At 42.0% G+C, this 18,329-nt stretch carries 26 protein-coding genes; 7 read left to right on the top strand and 19 right to left on the bottom strand.

The features are described 5' to 3' along the window. Positions 1-16: 16 nt before the first annotated feature. The 17 genes from rpsE to rplC form a co-directional block, all read right to left on the bottom strand. The gene (rpsE, locus tag RS893_RS15035; RefSeq protein WP_315784241.1) at positions 17-541 is read right to left on the bottom strand and encodes a 30S ribosomal protein S5; all 525 of its coding nucleotides are present in this window, start codon (positions 539-541) and stop codon (positions 17-19) included. 170 nt (positions 542-711) lie between these two features. Next, positions 712-1,074 carry a 50S ribosomal protein L18 gene (gene rplR / locus RS893_RS15030; RefSeq protein ID WP_009455540.1) on the bottom strand — a complete coding sequence of 121 codons (363 nt, stop codon included), beginning with the start codon at positions 1,072-1,074 and terminating at the stop codon, positions 712-714. Positions 1,075-1,076: 2 nt separating this feature from the next. After that, positions 1,077-1,625, bottom strand: coding sequence for a 50S ribosomal protein L6 (gene rplF / locus RS893_RS15025; RefSeq protein ID WP_315784234.1), 549 nt, complete (start codon positions 1,623-1,625; stop codon positions 1,077-1,079). 174 nt (positions 1,626-1,799) lie between these two features. Next, positions 1,800-2,201: a 30S ribosomal protein S8 gene (gene rpsH, locus RS893_RS15020; RefSeq protein WP_315784231.1), complete on the bottom strand. Its 402-nt coding sequence runs from the start codon at positions 2,199-2,201 to the stop codon at positions 1,800-1,802. Positions 2,202-2,222: 21 nt separating this feature from the next. Then, positions 2,223-2,768 (bottom strand): 50S ribosomal protein L5, encoded by a 546-nt coding sequence (rplE, locus tag RS893_RS15015; protein ID WP_315784228.1) that lies wholly within the window; start codon positions 2,766-2,768, stop codon positions 2,223-2,225. Positions 2,769-2,896: 128 nt separating this feature from the next. Then, entirely contained in the window at positions 2,897-3,247 is a 351-nt protein-coding gene (gene rplX, locus RS893_RS15010; protein ID WP_315784226.1) for a 50S ribosomal protein L24, read from the bottom strand. Continuing rightward, positions 3,247-3,615, bottom strand: a complete 369-nt coding sequence (rplN, locus tag RS893_RS15005; protein ID WP_009455531.1) for a 50S ribosomal protein L14 — start codon at positions 3,613-3,615, stop codon at positions 3,247-3,249. The genes rplX and rplN overlap by 1 nt, the downstream gene beginning before the upstream one ends. Positions 3,616-3,703: 88 nt before the next feature. Then, complete coding sequence (gene rpsQ / locus RS893_RS15000) at positions 3,704-3,952, bottom strand: 30S ribosomal protein S17 (RefSeq protein WP_009455529.1); 249 nt, start codon at positions 3,950-3,952, stop codon at positions 3,704-3,706. A 6-nt stretch (positions 3,953-3,958) separates the two neighbouring features. After that, positions 3,959-4,186, bottom strand: a complete 228-nt coding sequence (gene rpmC / locus RS893_RS14995) for a 50S ribosomal protein L29 (protein WP_315784173.1) — start codon at positions 4,184-4,186, stop codon at positions 3,959-3,961. A gap of 3 nt (positions 4,187-4,189) precedes the next feature. Beyond that, positions 4,190-4,621 carry a 50S ribosomal protein L16 gene (rplP, locus tag RS893_RS14990; protein ID WP_016859441.1) on the bottom strand — a complete coding sequence of 144 codons (432 nt, stop codon included), beginning with the start codon at positions 4,619-4,621 and terminating at the stop codon, positions 4,190-4,192. 85 nt (positions 4,622-4,706) lie between these two features. Beyond that, the gene (rpsC, locus tag RS893_RS14985; protein WP_315784165.1) at positions 4,707-5,459 is read right to left on the bottom strand and encodes a 30S ribosomal protein S3; all 753 of its coding nucleotides are present in this window, start codon (positions 5,457-5,459) and stop codon (positions 4,707-4,709) included. A gap of 44 nt (positions 5,460-5,503) precedes the next feature. Next, complete coding sequence (gene rplV, locus RS893_RS14980; protein ID WP_315784162.1) at positions 5,504-5,866, bottom strand: 50S ribosomal protein L22; 363 nt, start codon at positions 5,864-5,866, stop codon at positions 5,504-5,506. Positions 5,867-5,953: 87 nt separating this feature from the next. Then, the gene (gene rpsS / locus RS893_RS14975) at positions 5,954-6,229 is read right to left on the bottom strand and encodes a 30S ribosomal protein S19 (RefSeq protein WP_315784160.1); all 276 of its coding nucleotides are present in this window, start codon (positions 6,227-6,229) and stop codon (positions 5,954-5,956) included. 144 nt (positions 6,230-6,373) lie between these two features. After that, a complete protein-coding gene (gene rplB / locus RS893_RS14970; protein ID WP_315784157.1) occupies positions 6,374-7,237 on the bottom strand; it encodes a 50S ribosomal protein L2 in 864 nt (287 codons plus the stop codon). Positions 7,238-7,378: 141 nt separating this feature from the next. Then, positions 7,379-7,693: a 50S ribosomal protein L23 gene (locus RS893_RS14965; RefSeq protein WP_016868088.1), complete on the bottom strand. Its 315-nt coding sequence runs from the start codon at positions 7,691-7,693 to the stop codon at positions 7,379-7,381. Then, complete coding sequence (gene rplD, locus RS893_RS14960) at positions 7,686-8,318, bottom strand: 50S ribosomal protein L4 (RefSeq protein ID WP_315784147.1); 633 nt, start codon at positions 8,316-8,318, stop codon at positions 7,686-7,688. Before rplD ends, RS893_RS14965 begins: the two co-directional genes overlap by 8 nt. 121 nt (positions 8,319-8,439) lie before the next feature. Further along, positions 8,440-9,078, bottom strand: coding sequence for a 50S ribosomal protein L3 (gene rplC, locus RS893_RS14955; protein ID WP_315784144.1), 639 nt, complete (start codon positions 9,076-9,078; stop codon positions 8,440-8,442). Between the two features lie 1,145 nt (positions 9,079-10,223). Between rplC and RS893_RS14950 the strand changes: the two genes are divergently transcribed. Further along, positions 10,224-10,700: an NAD(P)H-quinone oxidoreductase subunit N gene (locus RS893_RS14950; RefSeq protein WP_315784141.1), complete on the top strand. Its 477-nt coding sequence runs from the start codon at positions 10,224-10,226 to the stop codon at positions 10,698-10,700. A 104-nt stretch (positions 10,701-10,804) separates the two neighbouring features. Here RS893_RS14950 and RS893_RS14945 read toward each other — a convergent pair whose 3' ends face one another. Next, positions 10,805-12,340: a SulP family inorganic anion transporter gene (locus RS893_RS14945; RefSeq protein ID WP_315784138.1), complete on the bottom strand. Its 1,536-nt coding sequence runs from the start codon at positions 12,338-12,340 to the stop codon at positions 10,805-10,807. 454 nt (positions 12,341-12,794) lie between these two features. Here RS893_RS14945 and RS893_RS14940 point away from each other — a divergent pair, with 454 nt between their 5' ends. The 4 genes from RS893_RS14940 to RS893_RS14925 all read left to right on the top strand — a co-directional run bounded on the left by RS893_RS14940 (position 12,795) and on the right by RS893_RS14925 (position 16,465). Next, positions 12,795-13,796, top strand: coding sequence for an iron ABC transporter permease (locus RS893_RS14940; protein WP_315784135.1), 1,002 nt, complete (start codon positions 12,795-12,797; stop codon positions 13,794-13,796). 27 nt (positions 13,797-13,823) lie between these two features. Next, the gene (locus RS893_RS14935; protein ID WP_315784132.1) at positions 13,824-14,603 is read left to right on the top strand and encodes an ABC transporter ATP-binding protein; all 780 of its coding nucleotides are present in this window, start codon (positions 13,824-13,826) and stop codon (positions 14,601-14,603) included. Between the two features lie 70 nt (positions 14,604-14,673). Further along, positions 14,674-15,579: an ABC transporter substrate-binding protein gene (locus tag RS893_RS14930; RefSeq protein WP_315791982.1), complete on the top strand. Its 906-nt coding sequence runs from the start codon at positions 14,674-14,676 to the stop codon at positions 15,577-15,579. Positions 15,580-15,637: 58 nt separating this feature from the next. Continuing rightward, on the top strand, positions 15,638-16,465 hold the full coding sequence (locus RS893_RS14925) for a carbohydrate ABC transporter permease (RefSeq protein WP_315784130.1): 828 nt from the start codon (positions 15,638-15,640) through the stop codon (positions 16,463-16,465). Here the strand turns inward: RS893_RS14925 and RS893_RS14920 are convergent. Next, the gene (locus RS893_RS14920) at positions 16,446-16,622 is read right to left on the bottom strand and encodes a hypothetical protein (RefSeq protein ID WP_315784127.1); all 177 of its coding nucleotides are present in this window, start codon (positions 16,620-16,622) and stop codon (positions 16,446-16,448) included. The genes RS893_RS14925 and RS893_RS14920 overlap by 20 nt on opposite strands. A gap of 336 nt (positions 16,623-16,958) precedes the next feature. Between RS893_RS14920 and psbV the strand changes: the two genes are divergently transcribed. Next, the gene (psbV, locus tag RS893_RS14915; RefSeq protein WP_315784124.1) at positions 16,959-17,450 is read left to right on the top strand and encodes a photosystem II cytochrome c-550; all 492 of its coding nucleotides are present in this window, start codon (positions 16,959-16,961) and stop codon (positions 17,448-17,450) included. 226 nt (positions 17,451-17,676) lie between these two features. After that, a complete protein-coding gene (gene petE / locus RS893_RS14910) occupies positions 17,677-18,087 on the top strand; it encodes a plastocyanin (RefSeq protein WP_315784121.1) in 411 nt (136 codons plus the stop codon). The last annotated feature ends 242 nt before the right edge of the window (positions 18,088-18,329 follow it).

The raw sequence follows: 18,329 nt of genomic DNA, 5'->3' as shown, positions 1-18,329 counted from the left end.
AAGGACAAATGACTTTTTAAATGTAAAGATTCTCCACAGTAATACCCCTATCTTCAGCTACTTCCGAGAAGGTACGTAAGGTAGTGAGGGCATTGATAGCAGCTCTGGCATTATTTAGGGGATTGTTGGAACCAAGTTGCTTAGCTAAAACATTACGCACACCTGCCAACTCTAGTACGGTACGAACCGCACCACCAGCAATTACACCAGTACCAGGTGCTGCTGGTCGCATAATCACTTTTGCACCACCGCCAGTACCATCAACGGGATGAGGTATGGAGTTAGATTTAGTAATAGGAATGTCAATCAGATGTTTTTTACCATCGGCTACACCTTTTTTCACCGCACCAATTACATCTGAAGCTTTACCTACTCCTACACCAACTTGACCGCGTTCATTACCAACAACTACGATCGCGCGGAAGCTGAGTTTTTTACCACCTTTGACTACCTTACTGACGCGTCGGATCTGAATGACCCGCTCTTGCCAGTTAGTTTCTTCTTTTTTAACGCGGTTAGTTTTACGACGATTTGTTGCCATTGTCTAATTTCCTTTGCCATTTGTCATTTGTCATTTGTCATTTGTCATTTGTCATTTGTCATTTGTTGTTTGTCATTTGTTGTTTGTTGTTGTTGGAAGCAACCACTAACCACTAACTAACAACTACTAACTACTCACTATTAACTAATGACTATTGACTCTTGACAAATTTAGAAATCTAACCCAGCTTCACGTGCTGCATCAGCTAGTGCTTTAACGCGACCGTGATAAAGATTACCACCGCGATCAAAAACGACTTTGGTTATACCTTTTTCTAATGCTCGCGTTGCAATTAGCTTACCAACTTCAGTTGAGGCTTGAATATTCCCTCCAAAGGTGAGCTTGGATTTAAGTTCTGGTTCTACAGTAGAAGCTGCAACTATGGTGTGATGTTGGGTATCATCAATTACCTGAGCATAAATGTGTTGGTGGGAGCGAAATATTGCCAATCGTGGACGTTCTGGAGAACCGCTAACTTTCCCACGAATGCGCCGATGACGACGCTGTTTTGATTCTCTACGAGTAAGTTTCATATTTACTTCTTACCACTCTTACCAGTCTTACCAGCTTTACGTCTAACTGCTTCGCCAGCGTAGCGAATACCTTTGCCTTTGTAAGGTTCAGGTGGACGGACAGCACGAATTTTAGCTGCTGTGTTACCGACTACTTCTTTGTCGTAACCGCTGACAATTACGTTAGTATTATTTTCAACTGCAAACTGAACTCCCTCTGGTGGAGCTATCTGTACCTGATGGCTGTAACCCATATTCAGTAATAGGTTACGTCCTTGGACTTGTGCCCGGTAGCCAACCCCTTGAATTTCCAAACGGCGTTCAAATCCTTTGGAAACTCCCTCTACCATGTTGGCGACTAAGGTACGAAATAAGCCATGTAACTGCCTAGAAGTACGTGACTCATCCCGACGATTAACTGTTAGTGTTTCCCCATCTTGGGACAAAATCACATTTGGGGGAAGTTCGCGCGAAAGTTCACCTTTTGGACCTTTGACAATAACCTTGGCGTTATCAAAAGTTACTTGTACTTTTGCGGGAACTGTAATTGGGCGTTTACCAATTCGAGACATAATTTTTTTCGTTGTTAGTTGTTTGTTGCTTGTTGGTTGTTAGTTGTGAGTCAGCGACTCTTACGCAGGGGGTTCTCCCCATGAACGACTGCGTTCGCGTAGCGTCCCGGAGGGAACTACCCGGAGGATTGGTTTTTACTACTAACCACTAACTACTAACCACTAACTAAATGACTACCAAACGTAGCAAAGTACTTCACCACCCAAGTTCTGACGCCGTGCTTCTCTGTCGGTCATAATGCCACTAGATGTAGAAATAATGGCTATGCCTATGCCACCTAAGACCCGTGGTAATTCTTTTTTATTCGAGTAAACGCGCAAACCTGGTTTACTTACCCGTTTCAGAGTAGTAATAATAGGTTGACGATTTTTACCCTTATATTTAAGTGCAATTACTAAGTTGCGCTTGCTTCCTTCTCCAACATCTTCGTAATCACCTATGTATCCTTCTTCTCGAAGCACTTTGGCGATATTACGGGTCATTTTTGTGGATGGCACTTGTGTAGTTTGATGCCGCGCCAGATTGGCATTGCGGATGCGCGTCAACATATCAGCAATTGTGTCGTTAGTCGCCATCGTCTCCTCTTTTAATTGAACTTATTGTTCCCGGAAGGGCATTCCCATTTCTTTTAGTAAGGCACGACCTTCTTCATCATTCTTAGCTGTGGTAATGATGGAAATATCCATCCCTCGGATTTGGTCGATGCTGTCGTACTCAACTTCTGGAAAAATCAACTGTTCTCTAACACCAAGGGTATAGTTACCACGACCATCAAAGCTTTTAGGACTGACACCACGAAAGTCACGAATTCTGGGTAGAGTCAGGTTGATTAATCTGTCGAGAAAGGCATACATTCGTTCACCTCTTAAGGTAACCATGATCCCAACAGGCATACCTTGACGAATTTTGAAGCCTGCGATCGCTTTTTTCGCTCTTGTTACTACAGGCTTTTGCCCTGTGATCAAAGCAATTTCACTTAAAGATGCTTCTAGGGCTTTAGCGTTTTGAGCGGCTTCTCCCAATCCTCGGTTGACAGTCACTTTCACCAATTTTGGTACTTGATGAACGTTGGTGTATCCAAACTGTTTAGTGAGGTTGGGGACTATTGTTTCTTGGTATAAACTTTTAAGTCTTGTTGCCATAGTTTTTTGTTTTGGTTGTCCCTGGGCTTTGTCAGGGAATTAAATAAAAGTATGAAGTGTGAAGTATGAAGTAACTAATAAAGTTGTGAACTACTACAGTTTCATCCTTCAGCCTTTATACTTCATCCTTATTTATCAATGATCTCACCTGTTTTTTTGAGCATCCGTACCTTCTTACCTTCATCGGTAAAGGTGTAGCAGATGCGACTGGCGACATTCTGCTTGGTGGAGTAAAGCATGACGTTGGAACTGTGAATTGGGTATTCCTGGGTGACTATGCGCCCAGATTCACCTTCTGCTTGGGGCTTGACGTGTTTGGTTTTGATATTGACGCCTTTGACAATGACTTTGCTTTCTTGAGGCAGTGCTTTGATAATCTCGCCAACTTTGCCTTTATCTTTACCAGCAATTACCTGGACGGTATCTCCAGCTTTGACATGCATTTTGTAGAACTTTGGCTTTTCTTTTTTGCTTGCCATTACAGCACCTCCGGAGCCAAAGAAACAATTTTGGTAAAGTTTTTATCACGCAGTTCTCGAGCAACGGGGCCAAAGACGCGAGTGCCTTTAGGATTGCCGTCTTTATTGATGATGACTGCGGCGTTATCATCAAAACGAATGCTCATACCGCTATCCCGCTTAATATTGTGGCGTGTACGAACAATCACTGCTTCTACGACATCTGATTTTTTGATAGCCATATTTGGCTGGGCATCTTTGACAACAGCAATGATTCTATCGCCTACAAAACCGTAGCGACAGTTACCTGCTCCTAAAACACGGATACACATGAGTTTACGAGCGCCGCTGTTATCTGCAACATTTAGGTAAGTCTGGGGTTGGATCACAATAACTCTCCTTTTGGTTGGTAATTGTAAATTGATAATTGCTAATCGCTTTTTAAGCCATTACCCATTACTTATTACCCATTACCCATTAAGTATTTTTTGTAGTCAGAATTTCTGTGACTTGCCAGCGCTTAGTTTTGCTCAGGGGTCGGGTTTCTTGAATGCGGACGCGATCGCCTATCTTACAGCGATTCTCTTCGTCATGAGCCTTATAACGCCGGGTATTCACCACAATTTTGCCGTACTTAGGATGGGGAGCGCGGTTTTCAACAGCGACTACAACTGTTTTTTGCATTTTGTCGCTCACTACCAAGCCAACTCGTTCTTTAACTGCCATAATCTCCTACTCTTGTTCTTCTGCGGCTTGACTTGCGGCCCGTTTGCGTTCTGACTCTACCGTCAGCAATTGAGCTAGGCGGTGTCGGGCATGTCGAAACAGGTGTGGTTTTTCTAGCTGTCTAGTTGCTTTTTGCAAGCGCAATTGAAATAACTGTTTTTTGACGGCAAGAATTTCCTCAGCCAGCTTTTCGTCACTTAATTCTCTTGCTTCCGAAATCTTGGGAAGAGGCATAACTTACTCCTGCTCCTGTGGTTCTATTTCAGAGCGTGAAATGAATTTAGTTTTAATTGGTAGCTTATATGCGGCTAGGCGCATTGCTTCGCGGGCGGTAGCTTCAGGTACACCAGCAATTTCAAATAAAATTCGTCCTGGCTTAACGACTGCTACCCAATATTCAGGAGAACCCTTACCAGAACCCATCCGGGTTTCTGCGGGTCGCATTGTTACAGGCTTATCAGGGAAAATGCGAATCCAGATTTTACCACCCCGACGGATGTAACGGGTCATGGCTCGACGTGACGCCTCGATTTGTCGAGCTGTGATCCAAGCTGGTTCTTGGGCTTGGAGAGCAAAATCACCAAAGTTCAGGGAACTACCAGCAGTGGCTAGACCTTTCATGCGTCCGCGCTGCTGTTTCCGGAATTTCGTTCTTCTAGGACTTAACATGGTTTGCTAATTGGTAATTGCTAATTGGTAATTGCTAATTGGTAATTGCTGGTTTTCTTTCCCATTACCCATTACCCATTACCCATTACCCCTCGTTAGAGCGGTCTTCAAATTGCTGACGACGGCGCTGTTGACGACGGCGTGGTTCACGTTCCCGGGTTGTTGGTGGGGGAGGTGCTTCTTCTTGTCCAGGAATAATTTCTCCTTTGAATACCCAGACTTTGATGCCAAGAATACCGTAGATGGTTTTTGCTGTGCAGTAAGCGTAGTCAATGTCAGCCCGTAGGGTATGTAAAGGTACTCTACCTTCACGTGTCCACTCTGTGCGAGCGATTTCTGCACCATTGAGACGACCACTAACCTGGACTTTAATACCTTGTACACCAGCACGTTGGGCGCGCTGAATGGCTTGACGCACAACTCGTCGGAAGGAAACACGACGTTCTAGCTGTTGAGCGATGTATTCAGCAATTAGGTAAGCATCAGCATCAACACGTTGTACTTCCACAACGTTGATGCGGATCTGACGATTGCTGCCCAACAGGTCTTGCAGTCCGGTACGCAATGATTCAATACCTTGCCCACCTCGACCTACAACTACACCCGGGCGTGCCGTGCGTACTTCCAGATCGATTTGATCGGCTTTGCGCTCTATCCGCACTTCTGAAATGCCTGCATTGTTCTGAGCGTATCTACCCAGTTTTTCCTCAATGAAGCTACGAAGTTTGTGGTCTTCTTGTAAGAGTTCTGGATAGCGGCTATGGTCAGCAAACCAACGAGATTGATGCTCTTGGGTAATTCCTAGACGAAAACCAACTGGATGTATTTTCTGTCCCACAAATGCTTTCCTCTAAAATTTCTTTCAGTTATGGGTGTAAGTAGTTATTGGGCTGAGGCTCCTGGAGCAACAGCGATTGTAATATGACACGTTGGTTTGCGAATTTGGTACGCTCGACCTTGCGCCCTTGGTTGAAACCGTTTTAGAACAGAGCCTTGATCTGCATAGGCCTTGGTAATAACTAGATCTGCCCGATCAAATCCTTCGTTATGCTCTGCATTGGCAGCAGCGCTTCTGAGAACCTTCAATATTGGTTCACAAGCGCGATAGGGCATAAATTCTAGAATGATCAGTGCTTCTCTATAAGACCGTCCACGAATTTGATCGAGTACCCGACGCACCTTATAAGGGGACATGCGTATATAACGGGCGATCGCTTTTACTTCATTAGTAGTATCTACTGCCATAGTTTTCTCCGTTTTTGTTAGTAGTTAGTAGTTAGTAGTTAGTAGTTAGTAGTTATTACCCACTATCTACTAACCACTAACCAATAACTATCTTCCTGCTTTTTTATCTTTGGCATGACCTCTAAAAGTACGTGTGGGAGCAAATTCGCCCAGCTTATGTCCCACCATTTGGTCACTGATGAAAATGGGTACATGTTGCCGTCCGTTATGAACGGCAATGGTATGACCAACCATTTCCGGCAGAATTGTGGAAGCTCGTGACCAGGTTTTGATCACTTCTTTTCTATTGCTTTCGTTAAGCTTCTCAATTTTGCTGAGCAAGTGATCTGCTACGAAAGGACCTTTTTTAAGAGAACGACCCATAATTTGATTTTGGATTTTGGATTTACCAATTTTGGATTTTGGATTTTGGATTTTGGATTAATGGAGGATTAAGTCAATTACAAAAATTTCTTTCCTACTCACTAATAACCTCAATCTAAAGTCCAAAATCTAAAATCTAAAATTCTATGATTCACGACCACCGCGACCGCGCTTAGAGGACTTACGGCGACGACGTACAATCAACTTGCTACTTGGCTTTTTCGGTTTACGTGTCTTCAGACCCAATGCTGGTTTACCCCAAGGAGTAACAGGTCCCGAGCGACCGATAGGTGCGCGACCTTCACCACCGCCGTGGGGGTGATCGACTGGGTTCATGACGCTACCTCTGACATGGGGGCGGCGGCCTTTCCAGCGATTCCTACCTGCTTTACCTGCACTCAAGTTTCTGGCATCAATGTTACCGACTTGTCCAATAGTGGCATAGCATTCCCGACGGATCATCCGGACTTCTCCTGAAGGCAACTTCAGGGTGACATAATTGCCTTCTTTGGCTACGACTTGAGCTGTTGCGCCAGCAGAACGAACGATTTGGCCTCCTTTACCGGGAGTCAGTTCGACGTTATGAACGCTCGTACCCAAAGGAATGTTTGACAAAGGTAAGGCGTTGCCATCTTCAATGGGAGCATTGGCGCCAGCGATTACTGTTGTTCCAACTTTCAATCCGTTGGGCTGGAGAATATAACGTTTTTCGCCGTCTTGGTACTGTAAAAGGGCGATGCGGGCGTTACGGTTGGGATCGTATTCAATGGCGATGACTTCAGCGGGAATATCACGTTTATTACGTTTGAAGTCGATGATACGGTAAAGTCGCTTGTGTCCGCCTCCCCGAAAGCGGCTGGTGATCCGCCCTTGGTTATTGCGGCCTTTAGCGCGATGTACATATTTGGTTAAAGACTTTTCCGGCTCAGTTTTAGTAATTTCTGAAAAGTCGGAAATAGTTACCTGGCGAGTACTGGGGGTATAAGGGCGAAAAGAACGAGTACCCATAATTTTAGTTGTTGGTTGTTAATTATTAGTTATTAGTTGTTAGTTGTTAGTTGTTAGTTGTTTGGTTGTCATCCCTAACGAGTTATGGGCGCAAGGTATTCCCTACTATCCACTGACTACTAACTACTAACCAATAACTAGTTACACTTCGGGGAATAGAACTTGTCTGATCTTGTCTTCATCCCCAGTCGCCACTGTAACAATGGCTCGTTTGTATTGGGGTTTATAACCAATAAATCTACCGACGCGACGCTTTTTGCGTGGACGATTGCTGGTATTGACTTGTACTACTTTGACGTCAAACAAACTTTCTATTGCCGCTTTGATTTCTGGCTTCGTTGCTTTGGGAGAGACTTCAAATGTATATTTATTCTGCTCCATTAGTATGGTCGCCTTTTCGGTAACAATGGGGCGACGCACTAGGTCAGGGAGTTTGCGGGGGTCGAAGTTAGGCACTGTAGACCTCCTGAATTTTTTCTAGGGCTGATGCGGTAACAACGATTTTGTCGGCGTAGAGTAAATCGTAAACGTTGAGGTTATCAGCGGCGATGAGTTTAAGATTCTCAACGTTACGAGCTGACAAGATTACGTTTTCGCTTTTTTCAGACAAGACTAACAGTGTCTTCCTTTCCGGGTCAGCACCCCAACGAGTGATCGCTGACACTAATTCTTTGGTCTTCGGACGCTGTAGCTGTTCGCTAAATTCTTCTACCACAATTAAGTCATCAACACGGCTAGCAAACGCTGTTCGCAATGCTAACTTCCGCTCTTTGCGGTTCATCTTGATTTCATAATCTCTGGGTTTCGGCCCGAAGATGACACCACCACCACGCCACAGTGGAGAACGAATAGAACCCGCACGCGCCCGACCTGTACCTTTTTGCCGCCAAGGTTTGCGGCCGCCTCCTCTGACTTCAGAGCGGGTTTTGGTACTGGCGGTTCCTTGACGAGCATTGGCCATTTGTCTAACCAAGGCTCTATGCACGACATGAGCCGCTGTTTGTTCTTTGGCAACCCGCAAGTCAAAGCTTTTTTGCCCGACTTGTTCTCCCTGCCAATTTTTGACTACACATTCAAACATTGTTAATGTCCTTTGTCATTTGTCCTTTGTCATCTGTTTGATGTTGCTTGTTGTTTGTTGTTTGTTGTTTGGAAGTACAACCAACGATCAACTACCAACAAATAACCAATGTGACTATTGACTATTTCTTACCAACTACCTTGGCAGGCAAAATATTTAGCAATGACCCGGGTTTACCAGGGATAGATCCCTTGATTAGCAATAAGTTGCGTTCCGAGTCTACTCGTACCACTGTTAATTTCCGAACTGTGGTGCGGCTACCTCCTAAACGACCTGGCGCCCGCTTACCAGGGTAAACACGACCAGGTGTTGTCCCAGCGCCGGTAGAACCAGGCGCTCTATGGTTTTTGGAACCGTGCGACATAGGCCCACGACCGAAGTTATTGCGTTTTTGGTTACCTGCAAAACCACGACCGATGCTTGTACCGATGACATCTACTTGTTGACCTGCGCTAAATATATCCGCTTTAACCTCTTGACCCAAGGCGTAATCACCAGAGTTATCGAGGCGATACTCTTTTAAATAACGTAATGCTGGGGCAGAGGATTTCGCTAGATGACCTAATAAGGGTTTGTTTAGCGCTTTTGGCTTGACTTCGCCATAGCCTACTTGGATGGCGGAGTAACCGTCGGTCTGTTTTGTTTTAACTTGAGTCACTGTACATGGTCCTGCCTGAATGACAGTCACAGGAATAGCTACTCCTGCATCGTCAAAGATTTGGGTCATGCCCAGTTTGGTGCCGAGAATACCTACAGACACAGTTACTGGCTCTCCTTTCTACTTTTTTCTTGGGAAACTTGGATTCTTCAGGACACTGGTAGAGTAGCTGTTGCGGCTACTTTCCGCTTGTGAGCGGCACCTATTGAAGTCAGGAGCGGCTTAGGTATGGCGGCTCCAACTTCCCCGGTCTTTCACCAAGTATCCATACTAATTACGTGAATCCGTTTGCTTTCACTCAGATGCGATTAGAACAACCAAAATACCTTTCCACTGGGGAAAGTATATTGTTTGGGTTCAATACAAGGCTTTGGAGCTTTGTGCAACAATGCTTCTATCTAAGCAATTGCTCTGGCACTTTACTTGCTTGTAGCAGGACTTAGGCAGCAAGCTACCCAGTATCCTTGTAACTGAGACTTACGCCATGCTACAAACCAACATCACTGCTCAGTTTCTACCCCTCCAATTACCTTAAACTATAATCTTTAAGGTTTTGCCTGTCTTTAGCTCTATTACAAGAGTGAACCTGTTTTACTGACTGGGGTGAGTTTGAGTTTTTGACTCTACTCTTTTACCTTGACCTGAAAGTTTTTATAGTTTACCAGTCTCTTGTCTATTCTAGCCAGCTAATTCTGTTGAGAATTTAGCCATTAGCTTTAAACACTAAATCGTGGCTAGCAGTAACAATGAAGGGGTATCCTAAATTTGGTCACAATCTAAAAATATAGATCAAATATTTACTTTTGTCTATTAATTTTTTTAGAGAAATGAGAATTAGGAAGATGAAAAACAAAGCGATCGCCTAATTAAACCACTTTTTTGCCTCAATTACAGAAAAGGAATCTTAACAAAGTGCGATCGCTTTTGGGTATTTGCCAGCTTGTTATCTAAACCCAAGATCAAGCTAGTAGTCGAGCAACCCAAAATTGACAGGTAAAGACAGACATACCAGACGCAGTGAGGTGGTGAGTACCAGACAAGTGAGAATCTCAAAAATATTCTCCATCTTCCTGTGTCCTCCTTGTCCTCCCAATCCTCAATTTCCTATTCCCTGTTCCCTGATTTTGGTATTACATTCAAGAAAATTATGCTATTTGCTTTATCCTATCGATAAGATAATCGTTTAACGTAATTTCATAACTGAAAGTAAATAATAGAGATATCTAAGTCGGACAAGACAAAAACCTATGGCACTAATTACCACTGGTAACACTTTAATTCGCGATCTAGAAAAAAATGGCGCTCTTGGCGTATACGTACCTCTAGAAGGAGGTTTTGAAGGTCGTTACAGACGCCGACTACGTGCAGCAGGTTATATCACTCTTCATATCACTGCTAGAGGACTAGGTGATCTAGCTGCTTATCTCACAGGTGTACATGGAGTTCGGCCTCCCCACCTTGGTAAAAAAAGTACTGGTAGCGGGGCGGCAGTTGGTTACGTATATTATGTGCCACCAATCGTTAACTATCAGCTAGAGCAGTTACCACCAAAATCCAAAGGATTGGTATTGTGGATTATTGAAGGGCATATTCTTTCAGATCAAGAAATTGATTACCTAGCGAACTTGCCCAAGCTGGAACCACGAGTCAAAGTTGTAATTGAACGCGGTGGCGATCGCACCTTCCGTTGGACACCTCTGGAAAAAACCCTGTTAGCTAGCTAGATAGAAGCGATAGGGAATAAGGTATAGGGGACACGGAAGACACGGAGGATAAGGAAGACAAGGGAGAAGTAGTCCTTTATCTTCTCCCGATTCTCTATACCCGATCAAGCTACTTGACTAGAACTTGATCTAAAATTAACTAAATATTCTGACACTCCAGATTTGCAAACAGTGTTGTGGCTTTCCTGATTTAGCCCAATGATGGTAACTTGCTTACCAAGGCGATGATATTTGCTCACTACTTTGGCGATCGCATTTGCTGCGGCTTGATCCCATACGTGGGAACGATGAAAATCAATGACAACTTTGTCTGTATCTCTACCATAGTCAAATAACTCTACAAAGTGGTTCGCAGAACCAAAGAACAATTGACCGTGAATGTAATACACTTTGTGATCATCGCGATCAATAGTTGCTGTAGTCCTAACTTGGGCTGCCTGCCAACCAAATATAAGTAAATTTAGAATTACCCCTGCCAAGACGCCTTTGGCTAAGTCGTGTGTGAGTAGTGCAACTATGACTGTAAAAGGCATTACTAATGCTTCTGGTAGTGGTGTCTTCCGTAATATCTTGAGGGAATTCCAATCAAAGGTTTCAAAAGATACCATAATCATGACACCAACTAATGCAGCCATAGGAATTTGCTGCACAATATCCCGCAGGACAAAGATAGAAAACAGTAAAAATGCGCCAGAAACGAAAGTAGACAAACGACCTTTGGCGCCACATCGGTTATTGATAATAGATTGTCCTACCATGCCACAGCCTGCCATACCACCCATGAAGCCAGTAATTGTATTGGCTATTCCCTGACCTCTTGTTTCTCGGTTTTTGGAGGTGCGAGTGTCAGTTAGCTCATCGACTAATGTGGCTGTTAATAACGATTCTAAAAGACCGACGATCGCTAATGTTAGTGAGTAAGGTAAAATAATTAGGAGTGTTTCTAGAGAGAAGCTAACTTGAGGTACATGTAGCACAGGTAAATTGCGCGTAATTTCTCCTATGTCTCCGACTCTGCGAATATCCAAATCCATTGTGATCGCTACAATAGTCATGGTGATAATTGCTATCAATGGTGAAGGTATACTCTTGGTAATACGTGGAAATAAGTAAACGATCGCTAGTGTGACAGCTACCATGACATACATCTGCCAAGGTTCTCCAGCAAATAGCCTTAACTGAGCGATAAAAATCAAAATTCCCAGAGCATTCACAAACCCAGCGATAGCAGATTGGGGAATAAAACTAAAGCATCTTTCTAACTTAAAAACCCCAATCAAAAATTGAATTATTCCCGTCAGAATGGTGGCAGCAAATAGATATTCTACTCCATGCTTTTCAACTAATGTTGTCATTAGTAATGCCATTGACCCAGTTGCTGCTGAAATCATGGCTGGGCGTCCTCCTACCAAGGAAATGACCACTGCCATACAAAATGATGTATACAGGGCTACCATTGGGTTAACTTTGGCGATCGCAGCAAATGCTAAAGATTCTGGAATCAGTGCTAATGCTACTGTTGCACCTGCAAGTATTTCGGTTTGAATTGTAGATAGATGCAGATTTTTCCTTAGCTTTAACTGAAAAAATTTAATTTTATTCTTCTGTTTTTTTTTGACGTTTTCTTGATTGAAAAGCATGTTTAACCCTGCTACTGTGGTATGGCTGTGTAGCTATATTGTTGGCAAGTTGAAGAAGGCAGAAGTTAGAAGGCAGACGATATGCTGCCTTCTGCCTTGAAGGGCAGATAAAACATAATTGCTTCAAAAATGCAATTAATGCAGATGTCTTTATCAAACGTGCAATACACCTGCTTGAACGCATGGTTTACAAGTACATTAGTATGAGATAGAAATCCAAACTAAGCTATTTTTACACCATTAAAGCTGTATATTTTAGATTTATTTGTCAGGCAATTATGATTTTGATTTCATCTTCATACTGACATCAAGATGTATAAAGTTTTGATAAAGACATCGGATACAGACCGTAAAAACCCTAGTGAAGATGTCTTGGCAAACCATGATCATTACATTAGGTTTGTTGAAGAGGAACTGCGGCTAGAAACAGATTACCACCAAGAACCAAATACTAATGTTTCTACAAAAAATCATCGAGAGAAATCGGCTAGTAGTGGCAACTTTGCTCTTGTGTGCTGCATTGGTAGTGATGATTGGAATTTCTTTATCGTTGGGGGCTGTGCCAATAACACCAATTCAGTTATGGAGAGCAATTTGGCATCAAGGAGACTCACTTTATCAAACAATTCTATGGGATTTACGACTACCGAGAACTTTGGCAGCAATGCTTGTGGGTGCAGCCTTAGGCACAGCAGGCGCATTATTACAAGGAATGTTGCGTAACGGTTTAGCTGATCCGTTCCTCCTTGGTATCTCAGCAGGTGCAGGTTTAATTGCTGTGGCAATGTTTAGTTTTGGGATATTACAGGCGTGGGTTCCCCTGGCAGCTTGGATTGGAGGCTTATTCACAACTATCGTTATTTATTTTTTAGCTCGTAGAGGTGATGGTATTTCAGTTGAAAGATTAATTTTGAGTGGAGTGGCTGTCAGTTCTTTATTTGGCGCGATTCAATCGGTATTGTTACTAATGGCTGAAGATGGGCAAGTGCAAGCAGCATTGAATTGGTTGATTGGTAGCTTGAATGGACGAGGATGGACTGAGGTCAAAACAGGGGGAATTTATATTTGCGTATCTTTGCTGGTAGGATGTTTGCTAGCTCGTACCTTGAATTTGTTGAATTTGGGTGATGAATTAGCAGTGGGGTTAGGAGTTTCCCTTATGCGATCGCGGATTTTGATTGGTGGTATCGCTTCGTTATTAGCTGCGGGTGCGGTAAGTATCGGTGGATTAATTGGCTTTGTCGGCTTGATTGTACCGCACGGCATCCGTTTACTTGTAGGTGCAGATTATCGTGCTGTTCTGCCACTTAGTGCTATTGGCGGTGCTTTTGTCCTCACTCTTGCCGATGTAGTTTCTCGCTCAGCAGCTGTAGAGTTACCAGTGGGTGCAGTGACTGCTTTATTGGGTTCACCTCTATTTATTTGGTTACTTTATAGTCGCCAAACAAGTATTTAAAATCTAAAATCTAAAATCCAAATTGGTATGCCTGTAGAAATTCACAATCTTACTGGTGGTTATGCAAATCAACAAATAGTTAAAGATATCAATATTACTATTGCGAAAGGAGAATGGTTGAGTTTAGTAGGTGCTAATGGTTCAGGAAAAACTACACTGCTAAAACTCCTCAGCCGTCTCATGAAACCACAACAGGGAACTGTGTTGCTAGATGGTAAGGCAATTCACACACAACCTAGTACAGTAGTAGCGCAAAAATTAGCTTTTTTACCACAACAGCAAACAATTCCAACTGGTTTAACAGTAGAACAGTTAGTTAGTTTAGGACGCACATCTCATCAAGCGTGGTGGCAATGGGAATTAAATACAGAAGATCGTAGCAAAGTAGAGATGGCTTTGCAGCTAACACAAATGGAAAATTTTCGCGCTCGCACTATCGAAAAACTCTCAGGTGGAGAACGTCAACGGGCTTTTTTAGCATTAGCTTTGGCACAAAATCCTCAAATTTTATTGTTAGATGAACCGACTACCTATTTGGATATTCGTTATCAATTAGAATTATTAGATCTGCTCAAAAAACTCAATCAACAGCAACAGTTAACTATAGTAACTGTTTTACATGATATTAATTTAGCTGCCAGATATAGTTCTCGAATTGCCCTACTTTACCAAGGACAAATATTTACTGTTGGAACCCCAGAATTTGTTCTTAACCCTGCCTATTTAGCTGAAGCTTTAGGTGTTAAAGTTGCAGTAATAGAAACACCTGTTGGTTTACAAATTTTTCCTTTAACTTCAACAATCTAATAAAATTTAGAGATATAACTTTGATTTTACAACCATAGAAAATTAATCATTTACTATGAGTAAATTTAATATACGTTACTCCGGGATAATATTCTGTTTGCAAGTATTATTGATAGTGAATTTAGTTGCATGTGGCACGAATATTAATCAACAGATTCAAAAATCTCTTCCTACTCCTGCTCAATTAGTACCGAAAGATACAGCCAACAGAGTTGTTTCTCTTTCTGCAATTACAACTGATATTATTTCCCAACTTGATCAATCTAAATTGGTAGGAATGACTGGTAGTAGCTTGTTTAAGAACAATAGCAGATTGCAAAACATTCCCCGTGTTAATGAGGTAAGAACACCACTAAATTTAGAAAAAGTTATTGCACTCAAACCAGACTTAATTATTGCTCCAACAGGTTTTTATGTCCAAGAAATGGGAAAGTTACAACAGCTAGGGATTGCTACTTATACTTATCATCTTAATAGCTGGGAAGCTTTACAACAACTAACTCAAACTCTTGCTCAATTAATTGCTGCTGACCCACAACCTTTATTAAACCGTTATCAATCATTTTTAGCAAATAAGTCTAATTACCAATATTCAACTTTGGTGTTAACGAGTATTAAACCAGTTTTATCACCGAATAAAAATAGTTGGGCTGGTGATTTACTCACAAAATTTAAAGCCAAAAATGTCACAGCAGACTTACAAGGTAAAAGTCAATTTCGAGGATATGTCACTCTTTCCCCGGAAAAAATTTTGCAGGAAAATCCAGAAGTATTAATTTTAGTTAATACTCCCCAACCTCAGTCTCGAACAGAACTCTTAGAGTCTTGGCAAAAAGAACCTTTTTGGCAGCAATTACAAGCTATCAAAAACAATCGTGTTTATATTTTTGACTATCACGGACTCGTGAATCCAGGTAGTATAGATGCGATAGAAGCAACTTGCAAACAGTTACGCTTGGCTTTATCTGGGCAATAATTAAGTTAGAAGTACTGTTGGCATTTAGAAAATAAGGATTAGGGATCGAGAAAGAGAAATGAAATCTGTAGCAATAGGGAAAAGACTGCTATATGTCCTGTTGATGCTGTATGCTATCATTACTCTCATCCCGTTTTTGTGGGCGCTTTCGGCATCTTTTAAACCCCTCTCGGAAATAGTCAATGGTGAAGCTAATTTTTTGCCCAAAAACTTTACTTTTGACAACTATAAGCAAATTTTTCTACAAGAACCGCTATTTCTGCGTTGGTTGTTCAACAGTATAGTGATTGCAGTTTGCGTCACTGTTTTAAACTTATTGTTTAACTCAATGGCTGGTTATGCTTTGGCAAGACTGCGATTTTGGGGTAGAAATTTTTGGTTCTTACTAATTTTGGCAGTATTAGCAGTGCCAGCACAAATTACTCTAATTCCAACATTTTTGATTTTAAAAGCGTTCGGCTGGCTGAATTCCTACCAAGGTATGATCATCCCTAGTATGGTGAATGCCACTTTTATTTTTATGATGCGGCAGTTTTTTGTTAATTTTCCTAAAGAATTAGAGGAAGCTGCTGCACTTGATGGTTTAACTGCCTTGGGCATTTTTTGGCGTATTGTTTTACCTTTGGCAAAACCAGCATTGGCAGCGCAGGCAGTTTTTGTATTTATGGGTAGTTGGAATAATTTTTTGCTGCCCATAGTGATACTGTTTGATCCAGAAATGTTTACCTTGCCTTTAGGGTTAAATTCTTTTAAAGGTCAATATATCAGCTACTGGAACTACATTATGGCAGCTTCAATGGTGTTTACTCTGCCAGCTTTGGCTATTTATGCCTTTTTCAACAGATATTTTATTCAAAGTGTGACTTTTACGGGAGGCAAGGGGTAATAATTGAGGACAAACCAGACAAGGGGGACAAGGCAGAAGGATGAAGGATGAAAGGTAAATAATTAGGATTTATCCTTTTGCCTTCTGCCTTATTTTCAAGACGGATACCAGAATCATGCAAGTGCGATCGCAACTTCTTTCCAGTAAAAATACTCATATTTATATTTCTCTATTTTCCTGTCTCCCTACCCAGTAGTTAAGGCAACAAATTGGCCTCTTAACGTGATATTTGTATAACAGCGACTCTATCTATATCTGTCAGTTAACCTAGTTTATGAGTTGTGCAAACCTATTAATCACAAAGATACCAGCAGATGATACCCCTCTTAGAGGATAGATGTCATCTGTTTGCAACCAATATAGTTTAGTTCTTTGTTAGTGGTTGCTAGAACAAACAACAAATAACAAACATTTGACAACTGGCAGTTAACAACAAAAGATTGAGTATCGTGATAATTAGCTGTGTTGAGCGTCAAAATCTTTAAGGGGAAAGATGTTAAAAAGACTAATTGGCATTTTTGTAGTTACTGTGTTGCTGACTTTTCAGTTTGTTGTCGGTAGTGCAACAGCTGTGGAGTTAGATAAAGCTTCACGCACAGTACAGTTAAATGAAAAAGGTGACACTGTTGTAATCAGTTTGAAAGAGCTTACTGAAGGCAAACGCTTGTTTAACGAAACTTGTTCTCAGTGTCATCCTGGTGGTATCACCAAAACCAACCAGAACGTTGGACTTGATCCTGAGGCTTTAGCGTTGGCAACACCACCCCGTAACAACATTGAAGGACTAGTGGACTATATGAAAAACCCCACTACCTACGATGGAGAAGAGGAAATTTCTGAGTTACATCCCAGCATCAAGAGTGCTGATATTTTCACAGAAATGAGAAATCTCACTGATGATGACTTGAAGGCGATCGCTGGTTATATCCTAGTACAACCAAAAGTCGTGGGACTTAAGTGGGGTGGTGGTAAAATTTATTACTAAGTAATCGTTAACCAACATAGTCATCATTTCTGAGTCATCAGTTATTAGTCATTAGTCTTTATGTTAAGTAGTCCAAGATAAATAGGACTACTTACAAAAGGCTAGTGACTATAATTTTGCTTGCTTTTCTCAAAAAAACTTACATCTACGACATATTGTCATATTTAGCGTTAATTTATATCTAAAATGAATAGAGGAAAATAAAACTTGTTGATTGGAGAAGGCTATGAAATTGATTGCGGCAGGCTTGCGTCGCTTTGGTTTAGCAGTATTAACAATTCTTTTAGTTGTTGGCAGCTTTGCTGTTTTTACTCCTAGTGCTGCGGCTGAAACATATACAGTCAAACTCGGCAGTGATAAGGGAATGCTGGCATTTGAACCTGCAAAATTGACTGTCAAGCCAGGTGATACTATTAAATGGGTAAACAACAAAGTTCCTCCCCACAATGTTGTATTTGATCCTGCTCAATCTAAAAGTGCTGATTTAGCTAAATCTTTGACTCATAAGCAGTTACTGATGAGTCCTGGCCAAGGATATGAAACCACAATCCCCGCAGATGCTCCCAAAGGTGAATATACCTTCTACTGTGAGCCTCACCGTGGTGCTGGCATGGCTGGTAAACTCATTGTTGAATAGCACTCCACTCTAGTTCTAATAGATACTTCTGTGGAAAATTGACAGTGCCAATTTTGGATTTTGCGAAAAGTTTGTAGACGCTTTGCGGCTTCCCGTACGCCGTAAGGCGTTCCCGTAGGGTAGGGTACTAGGGCTTGGGGCTACTCTACCTTGAAGCCGAGAAAGCGGGCGTCTACGCACATCGTCTCGGAGGGAACCTCAAAGCTTTTCAAGACTGATTTGCCAATTTTGGACGCAAATCT

This window comes from Fischerella sp. JS2 (assembly GCF_032393985.1).
Classification (GTDB): domain Bacteria; phylum Cyanobacteriota; class Cyanobacteriia; order Cyanobacteriales; family Nostocaceae; genus Fischerella.
This window is presented reverse-complemented; position numbering and strand designations above follow the sequence as displayed.